Consider the following 21174-nt stretch of genomic DNA (forward strand, 5'->3'; position numbering starts at 1 on the left):
GATCAGCCGCTATGACAAACCCATCCCCGACCGTTTCCATGGCGGACAAAGTTGCCCTGATCGACAGCCTCTGCGCCAAGGCGCGGATCCTGCCGGTGATCACCATCGCCCGTGAACAGGACATCCTGCCGCTGGCCGATGCCCTGGCTGCCGGTGGCCTGACGGCGCTGGAAGTGACGCTGCGTTCCCAATACGGCCTCAAGGCCATCCAGGTGCTGCGCGAGCAGCGTCCGGAACTGGTGACCGGTGCCGGCACGGTGCTCGACCGCCACATGCTGGACGCCGCCGAGGCGGCCGGTTCGCAGTTCATCGTCACTCCGGGCATCACCCGTGATCTGCTCGAGGCCAGCGTCTACAGCCCTATCCCGTTACTGCCCGGCATCAGCAATGCCTCGGGCATCATGGAAGGCTACAGCCTGGGCTATCGCCGCTTCAAACTGTTCCCGGCCGAAGTCAGCGGCGGCGTCGCGGCCATCAAGGCCTTGGGTGGTCCGTTCGGCGAAGTGAAATTCTGCCCGACCGGCGGCGTGAGCCCGGCCAACATCAAGAGCTACATGGCGTTGAAAAACGTGATGTGCGTGGGCGGAAGCTGGATGCTCGATCCTGAGTGGATCAAGAACGGCGACTGGGCCCGCATTCAGGAATGCACCGCCGAGGCCTTGGCGCTGCTGGACTGATTGTTTTACCGAACCTCGTTGGGTGTTCTACGGTTTTACGGTGCGCTTGGTCGGCGCGCCGTTTTTTTTGCCTGGGTTTTTATGGCAGCACAAAATTCCTGTGGCGAGGGAGCTTGCTCCCGCTGGGCTGCGAAGCAGTCCTGAAATCTGTCACCGCGGTCCGCCAGGTCAGTCTCATTGTGCCTTTTTGGGGCTGCTGCGCAGCCCAGCGGGAGCAAGCTCCCTCGCCACAAGGGATCTAGGTACGGCTCAGTTCGAGCAGTGCTTGGGTCAACCGCTCGATATCACTCGCCAAGGTAATCAGCCCCGGGGTAATGCGAATGCACGGCCCGACGCTGGTGTGGCGCACCACCGTGAAGATCCCGTGCTCATTGAGCAATCGATCGGCCATCGCCTGTTGATCGGCGTGGGCGGTGAAGCGCATCGCGGTGATCGCGCAATAGAGACGCTGGTCATCCGGGGTCATGACTTCGATGCCCGGCACATCGCGCACGGCGCTCACCCACAGATCACGCAGATAACAGAGGCGCGCGCCTTTGGCCGAAGCGCCGCCCAGGGCCTGGTGTTCTTCGAAGACCAGCGGCAGGGTGAGCAAGGCAGGGATGTTGGGCGTGCTGTGGGGCGTACGTGAGCGGACGTCGGTGGCGGGGTAGCTGTCTTCGTCCATGTCCGGGTCGATGTCGGCCAAGCGCTGCGGGGCGATGTACAGGAAGCCCTGGGAGAGGGGCCCGCCGATCCACTTCTGCAGGTTGAACCCGGCGAATTCGATCCCGAGCTTCTTCAGGTCGAAATCGATCTGGCCCAGGGCGTGGGCCCCGTCGAGGATGATGTCGACGGCGAACTCGCGGGCATTCTCGGCAATGGCCTGGACCGGCATCACCAGCCCGGTGAGGTGGTTGACGTAGGTCAGCGCCATCAGCTTGAGGCGTGGGTAGCGAATGAACGCTTCGCGATAAGTGCCCACCAGGCTTTCGAAACTGGCAGGGTGCTGGTGGACGATTTCGATCACCTCCACGCCACGCTGGCGGGCCAGCCAGCGCATGGCGCTTTTGACCGAGGCATATTCCAGATCACAGATCAGCACTTGATCGCCCGGCTTGAGGCCGTTGTAGTTGCGAATCAGCGTCTGCAAGGCATCCACCGCACTGCCGGCCAACCCGACGCTCTGGGGTGAAGCGTGGATCAGCCGGGCTACCTGCCGACGAATGGCTTCGCCGTGTTCACGGTCGAAATGCTGGCGCACGTACACCGAGTTGCCCCGGTTGATGAATTCGATGTTGCGCTGGTACTCCTCCACCACGGTGCGGGACATGCGCCCGAAGTAGCCATTTTCCAGATTGAGTGGCCCGGCGGGATCGATGTCGTAGCGGCCGACAAACGTATGCCAGAAAGCTTCATCATGGGCGCGTAGCGTGTTTTCGGGCATGACGGGGCTCAACTGATCAGGGGCGAGGCTTGGGTTTGCCGTGTTTGGCGCGCAATGGATCGAGCAGGTCCGACAGCCCGTTGTGATCGATTTCCTGCATCAGTGCCAGCAAACCACCCAGTTCACCGTGAGGAAAACCCTCGCGGGCGAACCAGTTCAGGTATTGACCGGGCAGGTCAGCCAGGATTCGACCCTTGTATTTGCCGAACGGCATTTGACGCGTGATGAGCAATTCGAGCTTTTCCGGGTTCATGGCAATCGTCTTGATTCGAATCTGCTTCGAAAATACAGGCATTCTGCATGCAGGCCAAATGACAGATCATGCAAATAACGCGGATACAGTTATCTTGTTTTTTGATAACTAATTGATTTTTAATGAAATTAATCAGGTTCTTGGGCTGGCATGGCCGATGCAATATCCCTTGCAGGTTTTCTATTCACCCAGCAAAGGAACTGAAAAATGACTGACATCAACAAAGAATCCATCTCCGTCTTGAACGACCTGATCGAGACCAGCAAAGATGGCCAGGAAGGCTTCAAGACCTGTGCTCAAGACATCAAGCACCCACAACTCAAGGCGCTGTTCGTTCAACGTGCTGCGGATTGCGCGACCGCTGCGGCCGAGTTGCAAGCGGCGGTTCGTTCCCTGGGCGGCGATCCGGAAACCTCCACCAGCGTTGCTGGTGACCTGCACCGTCGTTGGGTGGACGTGAAATCCATGTTCACCGGTAAGGATGAAGAAGCGGTGCTCAACGAAGCCGAGCGTGGCGAAGACCATGCGCTCAAGGCCTACAAGGAAGCGCTGGAGAAAATCAGCAAACACAACCTGGTGGGTATCCGTGATCTGGTTGAGCGTCAGTACCACGGTGTGCAACGCAACCATGACCAGGTCAAGGCTCTGCGTAACCAGGCGCGCGCCAGCTAACAACGCGTCCTGATCGAAAAAAACGCCAGCTTGCTGGCGTTTTTTGTGGGGACGACTCAGATTTAAGGTGAACACTCGTGTGGCGAGGGAGCAAGCTCCCTCGCCACGAAAGCCTTCGCATGGTGGGGCGACAATCACCTCTAGACTCTGATAGATAGCTAGCTAATAATTGCACCGCCGATCCCTCGCATTGCATCTATTGTTACTGGCGTCCCCCAAAGAGTTTTTCGCGTGCCCATAACCTTCCAGGCCTTGTTTGCCCCTGACCGCCTCGCTTTGCAGTTCGCCATCAAGACCGTGCTGGGTGCTGGGCTGGCGTTGTGGCTGGCGTTGCGCTGGGGATTGGAGCAGCCGTCATGGGCGCTGATGACCGCGATCATCGTCGCCCAGCCACTGTCCGGGATGGTGGTGCAAAAGGGCTTGGCGCGCTTGCTCGGCACGTTGGTGGGTACCGTCATGTCGGTGGTGTTCATGGGCCTGTTTGCCCAGGCGCCCTGGTTGTTCCTGCTGGCCCTGGCGCTCTGGCTGGGGGTGTGCACAGCCTGTTCGACGCTGCTGCGCAGTGCCTGGTCGTATTCATTCGTGTTGGCCGGCTACACAGTGGCGATCATTGCCTTGCCGGCCATTTCCCACCCGCTGGGTATATTCGACCAGGCGGTGGCGCGCTGCACCGAGATCAGCCTGGGCATCGTCTGCGCCACGGCGGCCAGTGCCTTGCTCTGGCCGTTGCGGGTCGAGCGGCAATTGGCCGGTCAGGCGTTTGCTGCCTGGCAGAGCGGCATGCAGGCCGCCCGTGCCACCCTGGCAGGCGATGCCCAGGCCCGTAAAGGGTTGCTGGAAATCCTGGGCAGGATCGTCGCGGTGGATGCCCAGCGCGAACATGCCTGGTTCGAAGGCAGCCGTGGCCGACAGCGCGCCCGGGCTATCAGCGGCTTGAGCCAGAAATTGCTGATGCTGCTGCGCCTTTCGCGCTCGGTGCGTCGGCAGTGGAAACAGCTCGACCCCGAGGAGGCCGAGGCCCTCCAGCCGTGGATGAACGAGGTGCAGCAGGCCCTCGACGCCGACGGTGCGACCCTGCAAGCCTTGCGCCCCCGGGTATGGGATGCGTCCCACGACCCGCAGATCAGCTCGGCGCAAAGTTACTGCCTGGCGCGATTCGCCTTGTTGCTCGATACCGCCCTGGCCGCCTGCGCGGCCTTGACGGCTGTGCAGGAGGGCAGGGAGGCGGCGGATCCACCGCGAACCCTGGCGCCTCATCGTGATCTGTCCCTGGCCATGGTCTTCGGTGCGCGCAGCGCCCTGGCGTTCTTGGTCGTTGCCGGTTTCTGGCTGGCGACCGCCTGGCCCGCCGCATCGGGCGCGATGCTGTTGACGTGCGTGGTGTGCAGCCTGTTCGCCAGTCGCGAAAACGGCGCGCAGATCGGCATGAGTTTTCTGCGCGGCATTCTGTTGGCCGTGCCGACTGCGTTCGTGATTGGCGAGCTTTTGCTACCGCAATGGAGCAGCTTTGCGATGCTGTGCATGGCCATGGGCGTGCCGTTGTTTTTCGGTGCGCTGGGCATGGCCAAGCCGCAGATCTTCGCCACGGCGACGTCGTTCTGCCTGCATTTTGTGGTGTTGATTTCACCGCTCAACGCCATGAAATATGACGTCGCAGCGTTCTTCAACAATGCCCAGGCGATGTTGATCGGTGTAGGCGCGGCGGTGCTGGCTTTCAATCTGCTGATTTTGCGCAACCCGGCCTGGCACAGCCGCCGCCTGCTGGCCGCGACCCTCCACGATCTGGTGCGTTTGACCCATCGCAGCCTGCGTGGCGCCGAGAGCTGGTTCGGCGGGCGCATGGCCGACCGGCTGTTGCAACTGGCGCGGCATTACCCTGAATTGCCGGTGCAGGCGCGCAGCCGTTGGGATGATGGTTTGCTTGGCCTGGATATTGGCGATGAATTGTTGCATTTGCGCCTGAGCCTGGCCGTCGCCCAGGTGCCTGATACCCGGGCGCAGCGCCGTTATTTCGCAGCGCTGGAGCAGGTGCTCGAACACGGCCCGACCGGTGACCAGGCCGATGCGCTGGCCCCGGCAAGCGCCGAGTTCCTGAACGTATTGTCGACCCAATCGCCCGGTGACGCACTGAAGCTGGCCCAGGGCGCGGTGGTGCAATTGCAAAACAGCTGGCGCGCCTGGTGCCGCCAGCACGAACCTGAACGACGGGAGCACAGCCATGGGCTTGCGTGAGTGGTCGATTGGCGGGGTGTTGCTCAGCCCGTTCCTGATTTATGTGGTGCTGGCGTTGCTGGTGACCGGTGCGTTGCGCCTGTTGCTCAGCCTGGTGCCGGCCGGGCGCTGGATCTGGCATGAAGCCTTGTTCGACTGCGCCCTGTATGTCTGTGTCCTGACCGTTATTACCGTGGTCCTCGGGCCGCTATAGGAGTTGAACATGCGTACATCCGTACGTGTCGCCGTCACGCTGTGCATGGTGGCCGTGGCGATCTTCGCCGGGTTTCACTTGTGGCAGTACTACATGCTCACACCCTGGACCCGCGATGCGCGGATCCGCGCCGACGTGGTGGTGATTGCCCCCGACGTGTCGGGTTGGGTGCGTGAGCTCAAGGCGGTGGATAACCAACAGGTCAAGGCCGGCGATGTGTTGCTGAGTATCGACCGTGAGCGTTTCGAGGCAGCGCTGGAGAAGGCACGGGCCGTGGTGCAGACGCGCCAGCAGCAACTGAGCCTGCGCGAACACGAAGCCAGTCGCCGCGCCGCCCTTGGGCCTCAGGCCATCAGCGCCGAACTGCGGGAAAACGCCCAGATCAACGCCGGCATCGCCCGAGGCGAACTGCGCGAAGCCCAGGCCGAGGCCAAGGTCGCCGAACTGAACCTGGCGCGTAGCCAGGTCCTGGCCCCACGCAACGGCCACATCACCAACCTGCGACTGGCCGAAGGCAACTACGTGAATGCCGGGCAGCCGGTGATGGCGCTGATCGACGACTCGACGTTCTATGTGCAGGCCTATTTCGAAGAAACCAAGTTGCCGAGGATTCGCGTGGGCGATCCGGTCAAGATCTGGCTGATGAGCGCCGGCCATGCGCTGGAGGGTCATGTCGAGAGCATCAGCCGTGGCATTACCGACCGCAACACCAACCCCGATGCGCAGTTGCTGGCGGAGGTCGAGCCGACCTTCAACTGGGTGCGCCTGGCCCAGCGGATACCGGTGCGGATCAAGTTGGACAAGGTGCCGGAGGGGGTGAACCTGAGCGCGGGGATGACGGCGAGCGTGCAGGTGCGCGAAGACTCGCCTTAAATGTGGGAGCAAGGCTTGCCCGCGATGAAGATAACTCGGTCTCTCAGGGAACCGAGGTGCCTGCATCGCGAGCAAGCTTTGCTCCCACACAACCGCTCACCACAAGTCACTCACCGTAGGCGCCTGTGAATCAACCCACAGTAATCGCCGGCAACGTCGGCAACGTCACGGTCTGCTGCTTGCGCGGTGCGAGGATTTCGGCCTCGCCGTCCACCACCAGCTCATCGCGCTGGTTGAACACGCGGGTGGCGATGCGCACACGGAATTTCGGCAGTTTTTCCAGGATCTCCAGGCGCACGGTCAGGGTGTCGCCGATTTTCACCGGTTTCTGGAAGCTCATCTGCTGGCCGATGTAGATGGTGCCCGGCCCAGGCAACTCGCAGGCCACCGCCGCGCTGATCAACGCACCGCTGAACATGCCATGGGCAATGCGCTCCTTGAACATGCTCGCTGCGGCGAACTCGGCGTCCAGGTGCACCGGGTTGTGATCGCCCGACATCGCCGCGAACAGCTGGATGTCACGCTCTTCGACGGTCTTGCTGTAGCTGGCGGTCTGGCCGATTTCGAGGGCTTCGTAAGGTGTGTTGGTAACCTGGGTCATCTGTTTCAAATCCTGTGACGGGGTAAAGGAAAAACGCGGCAAGCCTACTCGCTGCGTGGCGGCCGCTTGTGGCTCAGGGCCTGGGCAATCCAGGCCAGCACGTCGGCGGTCACTTCATCGCGGTTGGTTTCATTGAACAATTCGTGTCGGGCCTGCGGGTAAATCGTCAATTGCAGGTGCTGGTTGCCGGCGTCGCGCAGGGCGTCGGCCAGATCCTTCAGACGCTTGCCTTCGCTCACCGGATCACATTCGCCACCGATCACCAGCAGGGGCAGGCCCGGATCGATCTGGGCGAGATTGGACGCTTTGCTGATTTGCTGCAAGCCACCGAGCAGATCGACCCACAGCTGATTGGTGCAGCGAAAGCCGCACAGCGGGTCGTGGACGTACTTGTCGACTTCAGCCGGGTCGCGGCTGAGCCAGTCGAAGGGGGTACGCGTGGGTTTGAATTTCTTGTTGAAACTGCCGAACGACAGCCACTCGATCAACGCGCTGCGCCCCGTGGCACCCTGGCGCCAGCGTTCGAAGCGGGCGATCAGGCGAGCGCTGCGGTAGAGCGTCACCGGCTGAAAGTTCGAGCCGCTGAGAATCGCCCCGTGCAGGCTGGCGCTGTGATGCAACAAATAACCCTGGGCGATATAGCTGCCCATGCTGTGGCCCAGCAGCAGGATGGGGGTATCGGGATATTGCTGGACGATGTGGTGGTTGAGGCTGGCCAGGTCGCCCACGACCTTGAGCCAGCCGTCCTCATCGGCAAAGTGACCGAGAATCGCTTCCTCGCCCGTCTTGCCATGGCCGCGCAGGTCCACAGCGCAGACACCGTAGCCCTCGTCGCACAGTGCCTGGGCCAGGCGGGCGTAGCGGCCGCTGTGTTCGGCCATGCCATGGGCCAGCATGATCACCGCCAACGGGGCGGTTTCAGGCAGCCACTGGTTGACGAACAGGCGGCTATGGTCGGTCGCGGTCAGCCAGAACGTTTGGTGGATCATGGCGATTCCTTTGCACAAAGTCAGACGCAGCGTCGCTGCATTGTATAGCGCATCCGTTGCGTCTCGCCTGATCAGCCCGCATCGTGGCAAGAAGATTCACACAATCTATGACGCAGGTTGCCATATTTGCCTGATTGGCCATAGCTGCTAGTGTCCCAGGAGCTCCGCCTCTGCAAGCGATACAGACGCGGCCCGGACATGCTCAGGTAAAGAGGACAAAAACAATGCAGCCTGATTTCTGGAATGACAAACGCCCGACCGGCGTGCCCCTGGATGTTGACCTTGGGGCCTACAAGTCGGTGATCGAGGTGTTCGAGCGTTCCTGCAAGAAATTCGCCGACCGTCCGGCGTTCAGCAACATGGGGGTGACCCTCACCTATGCCGAGCTCGAGCGCTATAGCGCAGCCTTCGCCGGCTACCTGCAAGCCCATACCGACCTGGCGCCAGGTGATCGAATCGCAGTGCAGATGCCCAACATCCTGCAATACCCGATCGCCGTGTTCGGTGCCTTGCGCGCCGGGCTGGTCGTGGTCAACACCAACCCGTTGTACACCGCGCGGGAAATGCGTCATCAGTTCAAGGACTCCGGTGCCCGGGCGCTGGTGTACCTGAATATGTTCGGGCAGAAAGTCCAGGAGGTGTTGCCCGATACGGACCTGCAGTACCTGATCGAAGCGAAGATGGGCGACCTGATGCCCACCGCCAAGGGCTGGCTGGTCAATACGATGGTGAGCAAGGTCAAGAAAATGGTCCCGGCCTATTCGCTGCCCCAGGCCATTTCCTTCAAGAGCGCCTTGCGCCTGGGACGCGGCCAGGGCATCAAGCCGCTGAACGTCAGCCTCGATGACATTGCGGTGTTGCAGTACACCGGCGGCACCACCGGGTTGGCGAAGGGCGCGATGCTGACCCACGGCAACCTGGTGGCCAACATGCAACAGGCCCGGGCCTGCCTGGGGCAGCTCGGCGATGACGGCCATCCACTGTTGCGCGAAGGCCAGGAGGTCATGATCGCGCCGCTGCCGCTGTACCATATCTATGCGTTCACGGCGAACTGCATGTGCATGATGGTGACCGGCAATCACAACGTGCTGATCACCAATCCGCGGGACATCGGTGGTTTCATCAAGGAGCTGAAGAACTGGCGTTTCTCGCTGCTGCTGGGGCTCAACACGCTGTTCGTGGCATTGATGGACCATCCGGATTTCAAGACCCTGGATTTTTCCAACCTCAAGGTCACCAACTCGGGTGGCACGGCGCTGATCAAGGCCACCGCCGAGCGTTGGGAGCAGATCACCGGTTGCGGCATCACCGAAGGTTATGGCCTGACCGAAACCTCGCCAGTGGCCAGCGCCAATCCTTATGGCGGCAAGTCCCGGTTGGGCACGGTGGGGATGCCGGTGCCGGGCACGCTGATGAAAGTGATCAACGACGATGGCGTCGAGCAGCCCCTGGGCGAGCGCGGCGAGCTGTGCATCAAGGGCCCGCAGATCATGAAAGGCTACTGGAACAAGCCTGAGGCCACGGCCGAAGTGCTGGACCACGAGGGCTGGTTCAAGTCCGGCGATATCGCAGTGATTGACCCGGACGGTTTCGTGCGGATCGTCGACCGCAAGAAGGACATGATCATCGTCTCGGGTTTCAATGTGTACCCCAACGAGATCGAAGACGTGGTGATGGCCCATCCCAAGGTGGCCAACTGCGCGGTGATCGGCGTGCCGGACGAACGTTCGGGGGAGGCGGTGAAGCTGTTCGTGGTGGCGCGGGAAACCGGCGTCAGCCTTGAGGAGCTCAAGGCCTACTGCAAGGAGAACTTCACCGGCTACAAGATTCCCAAGCACATCGTGCTGCGGGAGTCGTTGCCGATGACCCCGGTTGGCAAGATTTTGCGGCGGGAGTTGCGGGATATCGCCTGAGGCCAGAGAAGTCCAGTAGAAACCCCTGTGGGAGCGAGCTTGCTCGCGATGGCGGTGTATCAGCTAAATCAGATTCAGCTGGTCCACCGCCATCGCGAGCAAGCTCGCTCCCACAGTTTTTTTGGGTATTCAGGGCGATTCAGATGAGGCTTAGAATTTTTACTCTAAAAGTGACCATAAAATATTCATGAGTCATGTTTGTGACTGTGGGGGCTGCTTTTGGCTCTAGGCGGCCCTCGGCAAAGCTGCTACTCTCGGCGCGCTTTTGTGACTTCTCGGCCTTGATTCAAGCCAGATTCACCAATAAACACACACCAATAATAATCGCATCAAATGCGGTGAGAATTCGCGTTGCTGAGGAGTGGGCTTCCATGATTGAAGACTTTTGGAAGGATAAGTACCCAGCTGGGATTGCTGCCGACATCAATCCAGACGAGTATCCGAATATTCAGGCGGTGTTGAAGCAGTCCTGCCAACGCTTTGCCAACAAGCCGGCATTCAGCAACCTCGGCAAGACGATCACCTACGGTGAGCTCTACGAGTTGTCCGGTGCCTTTGCCGCGTACCTGCAACAGCATACCGATTTACAGCCGGGCGATCGAATCGCCGTGCAACTGCCCAATGTTCTCCAGTACCCTGTGGCCGTGTTCGGTGCGATCCGCGCCGGGCTGATCGTGGTCAACACCAACCCGCTGTACACCGCGCGGGAAATGGAACACCAGTTCAATGACTCCGGGGCCAAGGCGCTGGTGTGCCTGGCGAACATGGCGCACCTGGCCGAGACCGTGGTACCCAAGACGGGCGTCAAGCACGTCATCGTCACCGAAGTTGCCGACTTGCTGCCGCCGCTCAAGCGCCTGTTGATCAACAGCGTGATCAAGTACGTCAAGAAGATGGTCCCGGCCTATCACTTGCCCAAGGCCATCAAGTTCAACGACGTGCTGAGCAAAGGTCACGGCCAGCCCGTGAGCGAAGCCAACCCCACCAGCGACGATGTCGCCGTGCTGCAATACACCGGTGGCACCACCGGCGTGGCCAAGGGCGCGATGCTCACCCACCGCAACCTGGTGGCAAACATGTTGCAGTGCAAGGCGCTGATGGGCTCCAACCTCAATGAAGGTTGCGAGGTCCTGATCACGCCGCTGCCGCTGTACCACATCTACGCCTTCACCTTTCATTGCATGGCGATGATGCTGATCGGCAACCACAACATCCTGATCAGCAACCCGCGCGACCTGCCGGCGATGGTCAAGGAGCTGTCGAAGTGGAAGTTCAGCGGTTTCGTCGGCCTCAATACCCTGTTCGTGGCCCTGTGCAACAACGAAGCTTTCCGCAAGCTGGATTTCTCGGCCCTGAAAGTCACCCTGTCCGGCGGCATGGCCCTGCAACTGGCAGCGGCTGAGCGTTGGAAGGCGGTGACCGGTTGCCCGATCTGCGAAGGCTACGGCATGACCGAGACTAGCCCGGTGGCCACGGTCAACCCGATCCAGAAAATCCAGATCGGCACCATTGGCATTCCGGTGCCGTCGACGCTGTGCAAGGTGATCAATGACGCGGGCGTCGAACAGCCATTGGGCGAAATCGGCGAATTGTGTGTGAAAGGTCCGCAGGTCATGAAGGGCTACTGGCAGCGCCAGGACGCCACCGACGAGATCCTCGACAGCGAAGGCTGGCTCAAGACCGGTGACATTGCGCTGATCCAGCCGGACGGCTACATGCGCATCGTCGATCGCAAGAAAGACATGATCCTGATCTCCGGTTTCAACGTTTACCCCAACGAACTGGAAGATGTGCTGGCAACCTTACCGGGCGTGCTGCAGTGCGCGGCCATCGGCATACCGGACGAGAAGTCTGGCGAGGCGATCAAGATTTTTATCGTCGCTCGACCGGGTGTCACGTTGACCAAGGAGCAGGTGATGGAACACATGCGTGCCAACGTCACCGGCTACAAGGTACCCAAGGCCGTGGAGTTCCGTGATGCCTTGCCGACGACCAACGTGGGCAAGATCCTGCGGCGCGAGTTGCGGGATGAAGAACTCAGGAAGCTGGGTTTGAAGAAGTAAGACCGTTGCCAATGAAGAGCCCCGCTGATGCGGTAATGCTCTTCACTTAAAGAAACGGCGCTTTTCCGAGGAGGGAAAGCGCCGTTTTCTTTTGGGCTGGATTGGGGGCATATCCTTTGCTGCGGTCACGGCGGCTTATGGTTCCGCTCTTACAGCGGGTCACTTTTGAGAAGCGCAAAAGTAACCAAAACGCTTCTGCCCCACCACTCGGTGCCTCGCCTAGGCTCGGCATGCCTGAACGAAGGCATTGCTCCGTGGGCCGCCGCGAAGGGCCATCCATGGCCCAGCGCGGCTACCTCGGCATCCATGCCGAGGTGCCCACTGCGCAACACCTTCGTTCAGCCATCGTGGTTAACGGGGCTTCCGAGATCAACGTCCACCGCGAGGCGGCCTTAGAGCCGACCTGGTTCAGGGTGATCGCGTCTCTCCTGTGGGAGCGGGCTTGCTCGCGAAGGCGGTGTGTCAGTTTGCGGTGATGTTGGATGTGCGGGCGTCATCGCGAGCAAGCTCGCTCCCACAGGTTTTGTGGTGTGTATGGGTTTTCTGTCTGCTGAAGATCCTATGTGGGAGCGAGCTTGCTCGCGATAGCGGTGGCTCAGCCACATAGATGCCGGCATGTGCCCGCTCTTGCTCTTGCTTTGGATCTTGATCTGGACGCCCCGTTAAACCACGCTGGCCGAACGCAGGCATTGCGCAGTGGGCACCTCGGCATGGATGCCGAGTTAGCCGCGCTGGGCCATGGATGGCCCTTCGCGGCGGCCCACGGAGCAATGCCGGAGTGAGGGCACACCGAGCCTAGGCGAGGTGCCGAGTGGTGGGGCAAAGCGCTTTTGGTTACTTTTGGCGCTCTTCCAAAAGTGACCCGCTGTAAGAGCGGAACCGCCAGCAGCCGTTACCGCAGCAACGGATATACACACCAAAGCTAGGAAATCGCATTACAACCTGAACTGCGCAAAATCCAGGTTGGTGCCACCCGGGCGCATGTCCTGCAGGTAGGAATCTTTGTCGGCGCTCAGTTCCAGGCTCAGGGCTGCCTTGCGTTTACCTTGGTTGCGCACTTCCAGGCCTTCCATCTTTTCGCGCAGGAACACGGTCGGCACCTTCAGGTGCAGCAGCTCATCGGTGGCCGGCGTGTGCAGCAGCAGGTGAATCCATTCGTATTGACCGATGGCCAGGCGCGCCACCGGGATATCGAACCAGAAGATGTTGCGGTTACGGTTCAATTCGCTGAAGTGGCAGTTGTTGACGCCCAGTACGGCGCCGCCCAGTTCCTGGTTTCTGCGGGCGATGGCCTGCTTTTTATCGAGTTTCATAACGTTCCTACGGGGTTGGAGCTTCAGGCCGCAGCCTGAATACGTGGGGCATTCTCGGTGGTTGCCGGGCAAACATAAAGCCCCGCTTGTAGGAACAATGAAACTTGGCTCGGCAATCGCCGGTCAATTCAGCGTCGGGCATGAAAGACGAAATTGATCCAAAGTCGCCAAACAGGCTACTTTGTTGTGATAACGGCCCTTGAGTCGCCAAGCGACCCCCTTTTTTGCGGCGAAAGGAGACGCACATGATGTTCCCGGCCTTGAAAGGCTTACCCTTGCATCGTGTGATGATGCGCACCGTGACCGAGTTTCTCGACGACGAGATGTCGACCTACGCCTCGGCATTGGCGTACCAAATGCTGTTTTCGCTGTTTCCTTTCATTCTCTTTTTGATCGCGTTGATCGGTTTCCTGCACTTACCGGACTTCTTCTCCTGGCTGCGCCTGCAATCGGAGCTGGTGCTGCCGCCCCAAGCCCTGGAGCAGGTCAACCCGGTGATCGACCAGCTCCAGCAATCCAAGGGCGGGTTGTTGTCGGTGGGTATCGTCATTGCCTTGTGGACCGCCTCGGCGGGCGTGCGGCTGATGATGAGCGCGATGAACGCTGCCTACGACGTAGTGGAAGGCCGCCCGGCCTGGAAGCGTTTTCCGCTGTCGATCTTCTACACGGTCGGCATCGCCGGCATGCTGCTGGCCGCTGCGGCGCTGATGGTGCTCGGGCCGCAGGTGATGGGCTGGATTGCGGCCCAGGTGGGCTTGGAGGAGTTCATCGTCACGCTCTGGACGATAGTGCGCTGGCCGGTGATCGTGATCTTGCTGATGGTGGCCGTGGCGCTGATCTATTACGTGATGCCCGACGTCAAACAGGAGTTTCGCTTCATCACGCCGGGGTCGGTGCTGGCGGTGGTGGTGTGGATCATCGCTTCCCTGGGGTTCGCGTTTTACGTCAAGACCTTTGCCAACTACAACGCGATGTATGGCAGCATCGGTGCGATCATCGTGTTGTTGCTGTATTTCTATATTTCTGCGGCGGTGCTGTTGCTCGGTGCGGAGATGAATGCGGTGATCGAGCACATGTCCACCGAGGGCAAGAACCCGGGCGAAAAGAGCGCGGGCGAGCACGAAAAGCAGCATGTGTCGGGCCTGGGCCGCGACCATTCCATCCCTCATCCCCACCCTGACGAAGCCCGACCATGATCCGTGACATCCTGAAAATGGGCGACGAACGCCTGCTGCGCATCGCCCCGCCAGTACCTGCCGACATGTTCGACAGCCCAGAATTGTGGCAATTGATCGACGACATGTTCCAGACCATGGAAAGCGTCGGCGGCGTCGGCCTGGCGGCGCCACAGATCGGCGTGGACCTGCAACTGGTGATCTTCGGCTTCGAGCACAGCGAGCGTTACCCCGACGCCGAGGCGGTGCCCCAGACCATCCTGATCAACCCGCTGATCACCCCGCTGGGCCCGCAGATGGAGGAGGGTTTCGAAGGTTGCCTGTCAGTGCCGGGCTTGCGCGGTGCGGTCGAGCGCTACCAGGACATCCGCTACGAAGGCTTCGATCCCAAGGGCGAGCCGATCGTGCGTTACGCGTCGGGCTTTCATGCGCGGGTGGTGCAGCATGAATGCGATCACCTGATCGGGCGCTTGTACCCGTCGCGCATCAGTGATTTCAGCAAGTTCGGGTTTACCGAAGTGATGTTCCCGGACCTGGACCCCACGGCTGACGATTGATCTCCCACCCCGAACCCTATGGGAGCGAGCTTGCTCGCGATTGCGGTGTGTCAGCCACTATTGATGCAGCTGACCTGACGCCATCGCGAGCAAGCTCGCTCCCACAGTGGGCTGTGTTGATCTTTAGGGCTTTGAGGGTTCCAACCCCATCGCAATCATCGGCTTGCTACGCGCATACCGGCTCAAGCGTTCGGCCATCGCATAGGGCAGTTCGGGGTCGAAGCTGAAACCACGCCGCTCATAAAAACCACGCAAGTCCGGGTGGCAGAACAGCCACACCGGCTCATTCATGTCTTTCACCGCCTGGGCGATCAACCGCCCCGCAATGCCCTGTACGCGGTACGCCGGGTCGACGAACAACCCCGTCAACCAATGCCCGCCCGACACCGGCCGCAGGCATAGGGCGGCGACGATCTCATCGCGCCGCGCCACCCAAAGTTGGGCATCTCGCACGGCTTTCATCGAGGATTGGTGGGCGCGATAAAACTTGTTCATCAGCGGCCAAAGCGATTCTTCGAGCGCTGCGTAATGGATTTCGGGCATGGCAGGGTCGTGGGCGATAAGGGGAGGGCGATTATAAAAGAACGCAGGTGCGGCGATAGGTGTATACCTGACTTCACATCCCGTATGAGTGGAGTACGTATCATGGCCAAAGGCATGGATTCAAAAAAAGCGGCAAAGAAAAAACCGGCGAAGACTGCCGATGAAAAGCGCGCCGACAAAAAAACCAAGAAGGTGAACCTGTTCGGTCATTGAACCGATACTGACTCGGTTGGCCTCAGGTTTGAGCTGGGGCGCTAACCCCAGCTCAAACGCTGCGCAATGTGCCGAGGCTTAAAGCGAGGCGAGAAACATGTCCGTGGCCGAGGCTTTGTCGTCGGTGCGGCTCTGCTGGGCCTTTTCCACTTGTGCAATCGCCGACTTGTCCTGCATGCGCAGGGCAATCTCCTGGCTGACCGCCATCTGCTTCTGGGGCGGCATCGCCTCGAACTCTTCCTCGGTAATGCCCATCTCTTCGAGAATGCTGTCGCGCAGGCGCTCTTCGGGCGTCTTGCTCATGTAGTCCTTGAATTCTGCTGTCGCAGAACCACCCAGTGTCGTGGTTTCTTCGGCCGCTGTTGAAGCCACGGTCTGCAATTGCACGCGGGTCTTGGCGAACGCCTCGTCGACATTGTCGCTGATGGCGGTGCTCGCATTGACCTGTTGCGTGGCTCGTTGAGTGAAGGACTCCTGAACCTGGGCAGCGCCCTGGCTGGCCTGGGCCTGGACGTTATCGCGCAAGGCCTGCAACGCGGCGCTTTGCAGGCCGCTGGCGGCTTCGGCGGTGGGATCCTCGCCCGGGCGTTTGAGCGGCAAGACCATCGCTTGCTGTTTTGCACTGACCAACATGATGAGCACCTGTGGGTAATGGCTGAACGGTGGGCAGGAGCAATTCCCATGCCGTCGCCGCAAGGCCTCTATTCCAAGGTTTGTGGGCAGTAACGCGGCCAGCGGGGCGGCCAACCCTTGCCGGCGGACGGCATGGATCGACCGCACTGGTGTGCGGCGGGCCGACTCAGGTGCTTTCGCGGACCTTGAGCTCAAAGCCCATGTCCACCACCGGCTGCGCGATGCGGTTGCCAGCCATCAACGTCAGCATTTGCTCGGCGGCGCGACGGCCGATGGCTTCCCTTGGCGTGCTGATGCTGCTCAGGCGCGGCACCATGTGGGCCGAGGCGGGCAGGTCGTTGAAGCCCAGGACCGAGACCCGCTCGGGAATCTTGATGCCGCAGCGAAGGGCCTCGAACAGGGCACCGTGGGCCAGGTCGTCGTTGCCGAAGAAGATCGCATCGACGTCCGGGTGGCTGTCCAGCATTTGCAGGAACAATTCGCCGCCCAGGCCGACCGATGACGGGCGAGGGGTCAGCAGCTCCAGGTCCGGGTCATACAGGCCGGCTTTCTGCAGGGCGCGTCGAAAGCCTTCGCCACGCAGCAGGGTGCGTTGGTCCAGTTGCGCGCCGATATAGGCCAGGCGCTTGCGGCCCTTGGAAATCAAGTGCTCGGCCGCCGTTTCGCCGGCCTTGAGCTGGGAAAAGCCGACGCAGTTGAGCCCCGCGCCGGGGTCCAGTTCCATCATGTACACGCAGGGAATGTTGCTGGCCTCGATCATGCGCCGGGCGCTTTCGGTGCGGTCGAAACCGGTCAGCAGCAAACCGCGCGGCTGATAGGCCATGTAGTTGCGCAGCAGGTCTTCTTCTTCGTCCCGGGAGTAGTGGTAGTTGCCGATCACCACTTCGAAGCCCTTGGGCCGCAGCACCCGATGAATGGCTTCCAGGGTGTCGATGAACAACAGGTTGGACAACGACGGCACCAGCACCACCACCGAATGGCTCTGGGCCGAAGCCAGGGCGCGGGCGGCGGGGTTGACGACGTAGTTGAGCTCCACGGCGGCCTGGCGGACTTTTTCCACCAGTTCCGAGGCAACGGTGCTGACGCCGCGCAGGGCACGGGAGGCGGTGATGGGGCTGACACCGGCCAGGCGTGCGACTTCATTGAGCGTGGGGCGACCAGTGGTGCGAGTATTCTTATCGTTTTTAGGGATGGTCATCAGGGCGGCTTGCCAAACAAAAATCAAGGTACTAAGGTAGCGCTGTCTCGACGCCGCTGCAAATGCGTGAATGGGGGTTGCCTGATCTCCCATCCGTTGGCGTCCTGAACGAACATGCTGCAACCACAAAAATGACAAGAAGGCGTCGGCAACTTCTGCTTTTGCTGCGGTGTCATAACTGGCAAAGGTAGCGCTGTCTGCGCGCTGAGGTGTTACATGAACAATCCCATCACCGCCCTGGTCATCATGGGCGTTGCCGGTTGCGGCAAAACTTGCGTCAGCCAGGCCTTGTGCCAATTGAGCGGCGCCACCGCCATCGAAGGCGACACGTTCCACCCCGCGGCCAACATCCAGAAGATGAGCGCCGGTATTCCCTTGAACGACGACGACCGTGCCGGCTGGCTCGACAGCCTGTGCGACGAGTTGCGCCGTGTCGACGCCACGGGCGAGCGCCCGGTGCTGACCTGCTCGGCCCTCAAGCACAGTTATCGCGAGCGTCTGCGCAGTGCCTTGCCCGGCCTGGGCTTCGTATTCCTTGAATTGACCCCCGAAGTGGCCGCCGACCGCGTTTCCCATCGTCCCGGTCATTTCATGCCGTCGACCTTGATCGACAGCCAGTTTGCCACCCTTCAATCCCCTGTCGGCGAGCCCCTGACCCTGGCTCTGGACGCGTCCAGCCACAGCGTTGAGGAGTTGGCGCATCAGGCTTACGTCTGGTGGCTGGACCATGGTTTGAAGCTTGCCGGCTGAGTTTCAAAAAATTTGCGTCAGAAAGATAGCGCTACCCCGACGGCTAACCAATAACTGCTTCAATAACAACAACAAATCAGGAGACACCTCCCATGTTCGGCATGTCCCACGAGACGTTCCTGCTGCTTGATGCAGTGGTCACGGTGATCGGACTCATCATCCTCATCACCAAGTTCAAATTCCACCCGTTCATTGCCCTGACCATCGCCGCCGCGTTCCTCGGCCTGACGTCGGGCATGCCGGCCGGCACCATCATCAAGGCGTTCCAGGACGGCTTCGGTGGCGTGCTGGGCTTTGTCGGCATCATCCTGGCGCTGGGCACGATGCTCGGCAAGATGATGGCCGAGTCGGGCGGGGCCGATCAGATCGCCCAGACCCTGATCCGCGCCTTCGGCAAGGACAAGGTGCAGTGGGCCATGATGTTCGCCGCGTTCCTGGTGGGCATCCCGCTGTTCTTCGAGATCGGCTTCGTGTTGCTGATCCCGCTGGTGTTCATCGTTGCGCGCCGTACCGGCGTGTCGATCATCAAGATCGGTATCCCGCTGCTGGCCGGCCTTTCCGCGGTCCACGGCCTGGTGCCGCCGCACCCGGGGCCGCTGCTGGCGATCGGCATATTTGGCGCTGACATTGGCAAGACCATTCTCTACGGCCTGATCGTGGCGCTGCCAACGGCCATCATTGCCGGACCGATCTTCGGTACGTTCATTGCCAAGCACATCCCCGGACATCCGAACCAGGAACTGGTGGATCAACTGGCCCGCGAGACGAACGCCGCCGAGCTGCCAAGCTTCAGCATCACCCTGATCACCGTACTGTCGCCGGTGTTCCTGATGCTGCTCAAGACCTTTGCTGACGTAGCGCTGCCGGACGGCAACCTCTTCCGCGTCTGGATGGACATGATCGGTCACCCGATCTCGGCCTTGCTACTGGCGTTGCTGCTGTCGCTGTACACCTTCGGCTACAAGCAGGGCATCGGCTCCAGCCAGATGCTCAAATGGCTGGACGCAAGCCTGGCCCCGACTGCCGCGATCATTCTGATCATCGGTGCCGGTGGCGGCTTCAAGCAGATGCTGGTGACCAGCGGCGTGGGCGATGTGATCGGCCACATGGCGGTCAGCGCGCAAATCTCGCCGATCCTGCTGGCCTGGCTGGTGGCGGCAGTGATTCGGATTGCGACGGGTTCGGCGACGGTGGCAACCATTACCGGTGCCGGGATCGTGGTGCCGGTGGTGGGGATGATGCCGGGTGTGAACCGTGAGCTGCTGGTGCTGGCGACCGGTGCCGGTTCGTTGATCCTGTCCCACGTCAACGACGCGGGCTTCTGGCTGGTCAAGCAGTACTTCAACATGACCGTGGCCGAAACCTTCAAGACCTGGACCGCGATGGAAACCATCCTGTCCGTGGTGGGGTTGATCTTTATCCTGCTGTTGTCGCTGGTGGTCTAACAAACACCACAAAACAACTGTGGGAGCGGGCTTGCTCGCGAAGGCGATATAACATTCAACCTATTTGTTGACTGTCAGTCCGCCTTCGCGAGCAAGCCCGCTCCCACATTGAGTTTCGTATCAGGCGCCAGGTTTGTTTACCAAGCCATCGGCCCGAAACATCCCACGGATCCCGCGCACAGCCTGGCGAATCCGGTCCTGGTTTTCGATCAGCGCGAAGCGCACGTGATCATCCCCATATTCCCCGAACCCCACCCCCGGCGAGACGCAGACCTTGGCTTCGGCCAACAGCTTCTTGGCAAACTCCAGTGAGCCCAGGTGGGCATAGGCCTCGGGAATCTTGGCCCAGACGTACATCGACGCCTTGGGGTTTTCCACCATCCAGCCCAGCTCATGCAGGCCCTTGACCAATACGTTGCGGCGCTGGCGGTACTGCTCGGCGATGTCGCGTACGCATTGCTGGTCGCCTTCGAGGGCGGCGATGGCGGCCACTTGCAGCGGGGTGAAAGTGCCGTAGTCGTGGTAGCTCTTGATCCGCGCCAGGGCGTTGACCAGTTCCGGGTTGCCCACCATGAAACCGATGCGCCAGCCGGCCATGTTGTAGCTCTTGGACAGGGTGAAGAACTCCACCGCGATGTCTTTCGCGCCGGGCACTTGCATGATCGACGGGGCTTTCCAGCCGTCGTAGACGATGTCGGCGTAGGCCAGGTCGTGGATCACCAGCACGTCGTACTGCTTGGCCAGGGCGATGACCCGTTCGAAGAAATCCAGCTCCACGCACTGGGCGGTGGGGTTGGAGGGAAAGCCGAGGATCATCATCTTCGGCTTGGGAATCGAGCCGCGAATGGCCCGCTCCAGTTCAGCGAAGAAATCCACGCCCGGCACCAGCGGTACCGAACGCACCTGGGCGCCGGCGATCACCGCACCGTAGATGTGGATCGGATAGCTGGGGTTGGGCACCAGCACCGTGTCGCCCTGGTCCAGGGTCGCCAGCATCAGGTGAGCCAGGCCTTCCTTGGAACCGATGGTGACAATGGCTTCGGTTTCCGGGTCGATGTCCACCTCGTAGCGGTCCTTGTACCAGCGCGAAATGGCGCGGCGCAGGCGCGGGATGCCTTTGGAGGTGGAATAGCCGTGGGTGTCTTCCCGCTGGGCGACGGTGACCAGTTTTTCCACGATGTGCGGGGGCGTGGCGCCGTCGGGGTTACCCATGCTCAAGTCGATGATGTCTTCGCCGCGCCGACGCGCAGCCATCTTCAGCTCGGCAGTGATATTGAATACGTACGGGGGGAGTCGATCGATGCGCGCAAAGCGGCGCGGCGAACCTTGTTCGGCCATTGTTGCCTCGAGATACGTGAGCGCCCGGAACCGTCCGAGCGACGTTGGCCACTGCGGTGGCCTGCGGCGCAAGATAATCGGGCGGATGTCGGATTGTCCAGTAGCGGCGCGCAACTA

At 60.9% G+C, this 21174-nt stretch carries 20 protein-coding genes and 1 pseudogene; 12 read left to right on the forward strand and 9 right to left on the reverse strand.

All coding sequences use genetic code 11. The features are described 5' to 3' along the window. The first annotated feature begins 11 nt into the window (after nucleotides 1–11). Nucleotides 12–677 carry a bifunctional 4-hydroxy-2-oxoglutarate aldolase/2-dehydro-3-deoxy-phosphogluconate aldolase gene (locus HU749_RS07675; protein WP_013692437.1) on the forward strand — a complete coding sequence of 222 codons (666 nt, stop codon included), beginning with the start codon at nucleotides 12–14 and terminating at the stop codon, nucleotides 675–677. Nucleotides 678–915: 238 nt separating this feature from the next. Here the strand turns inward: HU749_RS07675 and HU749_RS07680 are convergent, their stop codons facing one another. Both HU749_RS07680 and HU749_RS07685 read right to left on the reverse strand, forming a co-directional pair. Continuing rightward, on the reverse strand, nucleotides 916–2103 hold the full coding sequence (locus HU749_RS07680) for an aminotransferase class V-fold PLP-dependent enzyme (protein ID WP_186651925.1): 1188 nt from the start codon (nucleotides 2101–2103) through the stop codon (nucleotides 916–918). Nucleotides 2104–2119: 16 nt separating this feature from the next. Then, nucleotides 2120–2356, reverse strand: a complete 237-nt coding sequence (locus HU749_RS07685; protein WP_014336924.1) for a DUF3820 family protein — start codon at nucleotides 2354–2356, stop codon at nucleotides 2120–2122. Between the two features lie 207 nt (nucleotides 2357–2563). Between HU749_RS07685 and HU749_RS07690 the strand changes: the two genes are divergently transcribed. From HU749_RS07690 to HU749_RS07705, 4 genes are all read left to right on the forward strand, one after another. Then, a complete protein-coding gene (locus tag HU749_RS07690; RefSeq protein WP_014336925.1) occupies nucleotides 2564–3028 on the forward strand; it encodes a ferritin-like domain-containing protein in 465 nt (154 codons plus the stop codon). Nucleotides 3029–3259: 231 nt separating this feature from the next. After that, nucleotides 3260–5260 (forward strand): FUSC family protein, encoded by a 2001-nt coding sequence (locus HU749_RS07695; protein ID WP_186651924.1) that lies wholly within the window; start codon nucleotides 3260–3262, stop codon nucleotides 5258–5260. After that, the gene (locus tag HU749_RS07700; protein WP_003198565.1) at nucleotides 5247–5453 is read left to right on the forward strand and encodes a DUF1656 domain-containing protein; all 207 of its coding nucleotides are present in this window, start codon (nucleotides 5247–5249) and stop codon (nucleotides 5451–5453) included. Before HU749_RS07695 ends, HU749_RS07700 begins: the two co-directional genes overlap by 14 nt. 9 nt (nucleotides 5454–5462) lie before the next feature. Beyond that, entirely contained in the window at nucleotides 5463–6326 is an 864-nt protein-coding gene (locus HU749_RS07705) for an efflux RND transporter periplasmic adaptor subunit (protein ID WP_018611004.1), read from the forward strand. 130 nt (nucleotides 6327–6456) lie between these two features. On the opposite strand, the gene HU749_RS07710 is transcribed toward HU749_RS07705, so the two are convergent. Beyond that, nucleotides 6457–6927, reverse strand: coding sequence for a MaoC family dehydratase (locus tag HU749_RS07710; RefSeq protein WP_014336929.1), 471 nt, complete (start codon nucleotides 6925–6927; stop codon nucleotides 6457–6459). Nucleotides 6928–6971: 44 nt separating this feature from the next. After that, nucleotides 6972–7916, reverse strand: coding sequence for an alpha/beta hydrolase (locus tag HU749_RS07715; protein ID WP_014336930.1), 945 nt, complete (start codon nucleotides 7914–7916; stop codon nucleotides 6972–6974). 224 nt (nucleotides 7917–8140) lie between these two features. On the opposite strand from HU749_RS07715, the gene fadD2 reads away from it, so the two are divergent. From fadD2 to HU749_RS29180, 3 genes and pseudogenes are all read left to right on the forward strand, one after another. Further along, nucleotides 8141–9829, forward strand: a complete 1689-nt coding sequence (fadD2, locus tag HU749_RS07720) for a long-chain-fatty-acid--CoA ligase FadD2 (RefSeq protein ID WP_014336931.1) — start codon at nucleotides 8141–8143, stop codon at nucleotides 9827–9829. Between the two features lie 371 nt (nucleotides 9830–10200). Further along, entirely contained in the window at nucleotides 10201–11892 is a 1692-nt protein-coding gene (gene fadD1 / locus HU749_RS07725) for a long-chain-fatty-acid--CoA ligase FadD1 (protein WP_046065649.1), read from the forward strand. Between the two features lie 278 nt (nucleotides 11893–12170). Next, nucleotides 12171–12284, forward strand: a pseudogene (locus tag HU749_RS29180) (nucleoid-structuring protein H-NS); the annotation flags it as partial. Nucleotides 12285–12827: 543 nt separating this feature from the next. Here the strand turns inward: HU749_RS29180 and HU749_RS07730 are convergent. Next, a complete protein-coding gene (locus HU749_RS07730) occupies nucleotides 12828–13205 on the reverse strand; it encodes a hypothetical protein (protein ID WP_030139341.1) in 378 nt (125 codons plus the stop codon). Between the two features lie 245 nt (nucleotides 13206–13450). Between HU749_RS07730 and HU749_RS07735 the strand changes: the two genes are divergently transcribed. Then, nucleotides 13451–14401, forward strand: a complete 951-nt coding sequence (locus HU749_RS07735) for a YihY/virulence factor BrkB family protein (RefSeq protein ID WP_018610993.1) — start codon at nucleotides 13451–13453, stop codon at nucleotides 14399–14401. Then, on the forward strand, nucleotides 14398–14937 hold the full coding sequence (gene def / locus HU749_RS07740) for a peptide deformylase (RefSeq protein WP_079305390.1): 540 nt from the start codon (nucleotides 14398–14400) through the stop codon (nucleotides 14935–14937). Before HU749_RS07735 ends, def begins: the two co-directional genes overlap by 4 nt. 123 nt (nucleotides 14938–15060) lie before the next feature. On the opposite strand, the gene HU749_RS07745 is transcribed toward def, so the two are convergent. The 3 genes from HU749_RS07745 to gntR form a co-directional block, all read right to left on the reverse strand. Beyond that, nucleotides 15061–15480 carry a GNAT family N-acetyltransferase gene (locus HU749_RS07745; protein WP_079305392.1) on the reverse strand — a complete coding sequence of 140 codons (420 nt, stop codon included), beginning with the start codon at nucleotides 15478–15480 and terminating at the stop codon, nucleotides 15061–15063. Between the two features lie 291 nt (nucleotides 15481–15771). Beyond that, entirely contained in the window at nucleotides 15772–16326 is a 555-nt protein-coding gene (locus HU749_RS07750; RefSeq protein WP_079305394.1) for a hypothetical protein, read from the reverse strand. 166 nt (nucleotides 16327–16492) lie between these two features. Beyond that, nucleotides 16493–17524 (reverse strand): HTH-type transcriptional regulator GntR, encoded by a 1032-nt coding sequence (gene gntR / locus HU749_RS07755; protein ID WP_079305396.1) that lies wholly within the window; start codon nucleotides 17522–17524, stop codon nucleotides 16493–16495. 216 nt (nucleotides 17525–17740) lie between these two features. Between gntR and HU749_RS07760 the strand changes: the two genes are divergently transcribed. Both HU749_RS07760 and HU749_RS07765 read left to right on the forward strand, forming a co-directional pair. Next, the gene (locus HU749_RS07760) at nucleotides 17741–18274 is read left to right on the forward strand and encodes a gluconokinase (protein ID WP_014336941.1); all 534 of its coding nucleotides are present in this window, start codon (nucleotides 17741–17743) and stop codon (nucleotides 18272–18274) included. 92 nt (nucleotides 18275–18366) lie between these two features. Continuing rightward, complete coding sequence (locus HU749_RS07765; RefSeq protein WP_014336942.1) at nucleotides 18367–19719, forward strand: GntP family permease; 1353 nt, start codon at nucleotides 18367–18369, stop codon at nucleotides 19717–19719. Between the two features lie 120 nt (nucleotides 19720–19839). Here HU749_RS07765 and alaC read toward each other — a convergent pair whose 3' ends face one another. Further along, a complete protein-coding gene (gene alaC, locus HU749_RS07770; RefSeq protein ID WP_014336943.1) occupies nucleotides 19840–21057 on the reverse strand; it encodes an alanine transaminase in 1218 nt (405 codons plus the stop codon). Nucleotides 21058–21174: the final 117 nt, after the last annotated feature.

It is taken from the genome of Pseudomonas ogarae, from assembly GCF_014268695.2.
In the GTDB taxonomy this organism is placed as follows: Bacteria; Pseudomonadota; Gammaproteobacteria; order Pseudomonadales; family Pseudomonadaceae; genus Aquipseudomonas; species Aquipseudomonas kilonensis.

What these genes read in the sequence shown, in the direction of transcription:
- HU749_RS07705 (WP_018611004.1), top strand. Translation starts at nt 5,463, where the DNA reads ATGCGTACATCCGTACGTGTCGCCGTCACGCTGTGCATGGTGGCCGTG.
- HU749_RS07760 (WP_014336941.1), top strand. Translation starts at nt 17,741, where the DNA reads ATGAACAATCCCATCACCGCCCTGGTCATCATGGGCGTTGCCGGTTGC.
- fadD1 (WP_046065649.1), top strand. Translation starts at nt 10,201, where the DNA reads ATGATTGAAGACTTTTGGAAGGATAAGTACCCAGCTGGGATTGCTGCC.
- HU749_RS07675 (WP_013692437.1), top strand. Translation starts at nt 12, where the DNA reads ATGACAAACCCATCCCCGACCGTTTCCATGGCGGACAAAGTTGCCCTG.
- HU749_RS07700 (WP_003198565.1), top strand. Translation starts at nt 5,247, where the DNA reads ATGGGCTTGCGTGAGTGGTCGATTGGCGGGGTGTTGCTCAGCCCGTTC.
- gntR (WP_079305396.1), bottom strand. Translation starts at nt 17,524, where the DNA reads ATGACCATCCCTAAAAACGATAAGAATACTCGCACCACTGGTCGCCCC.
- HU749_RS07710 (WP_014336929.1), bottom strand. Translation starts at nt 6,927, where the DNA reads ATGACCCAGGTTACCAACACACCTTACGAAGCCCTCGAAATCGGCCAG.
- fadD2 (WP_014336931.1), top strand. Translation starts at nt 8,141, where the DNA reads ATGCAGCCTGATTTCTGGAATGACAAACGCCCGACCGGCGTGCCCCTG.
- HU749_RS07765 (WP_014336942.1), top strand. Translation starts at nt 18,367, where the DNA reads ATGTTCGGCATGTCCCACGAGACGTTCCTGCTGCTTGATGCAGTGGTC.
- HU749_RS07730 (WP_030139341.1), bottom strand. Translation starts at nt 13,205, where the DNA reads ATGAAACTCGATAAAAAGCAGGCCATCGCCCGCAGAAACCAGGAACTG.
- HU749_RS07745 (WP_079305392.1), bottom strand. Translation starts at nt 15,480, where the DNA reads ATGCCCGAAATCCATTACGCAGCGCTCGAAGAATCGCTTTGGCCGCTG.
- HU749_RS07690 (WP_014336925.1), top strand. Translation starts at nt 2,564, where the DNA reads ATGACTGACATCAACAAAGAATCCATCTCCGTCTTGAACGACCTGATC.
- HU749_RS07680 (WP_186651925.1), bottom strand. Translation starts at nt 2,103, where the DNA reads ATGCCCGAAAACACGCTACGCGCCCATGATGAAGCTTTCTGGCATACG.
- HU749_RS07685 (WP_014336924.1), bottom strand. Translation starts at nt 2,356, where the DNA reads ATGAACCCGGAAAAGCTCGAATTGCTCATCACGCGTCAAATGCCGTTC.
- def (WP_079305390.1), top strand. Translation starts at nt 14,398, where the DNA reads ATGATCCGTGACATCCTGAAAATGGGCGACGAACGCCTGCTGCGCATC.
- alaC (WP_014336943.1), bottom strand. Translation starts at nt 21,057, where the DNA reads ATGGCCGAACAAGGTTCGCCGCGCCGCTTTGCGCGCATCGATCGACTC.
- HU749_RS07735 (WP_018610993.1), top strand. Translation starts at nt 13,451, where the DNA reads ATGATGTTCCCGGCCTTGAAAGGCTTACCCTTGCATCGTGTGATGATG.
- HU749_RS07750 (WP_079305394.1), bottom strand. Translation starts at nt 16,326, where the DNA reads ATGTTGGTCAGTGCAAAACAGCAAGCGATGGTCTTGCCGCTCAAACGC.
- HU749_RS07715 (WP_014336930.1), bottom strand. Translation starts at nt 7,916, where the DNA reads ATGATCCACCAAACGTTCTGGCTGACCGCGACCGACCATAGCCGCCTG.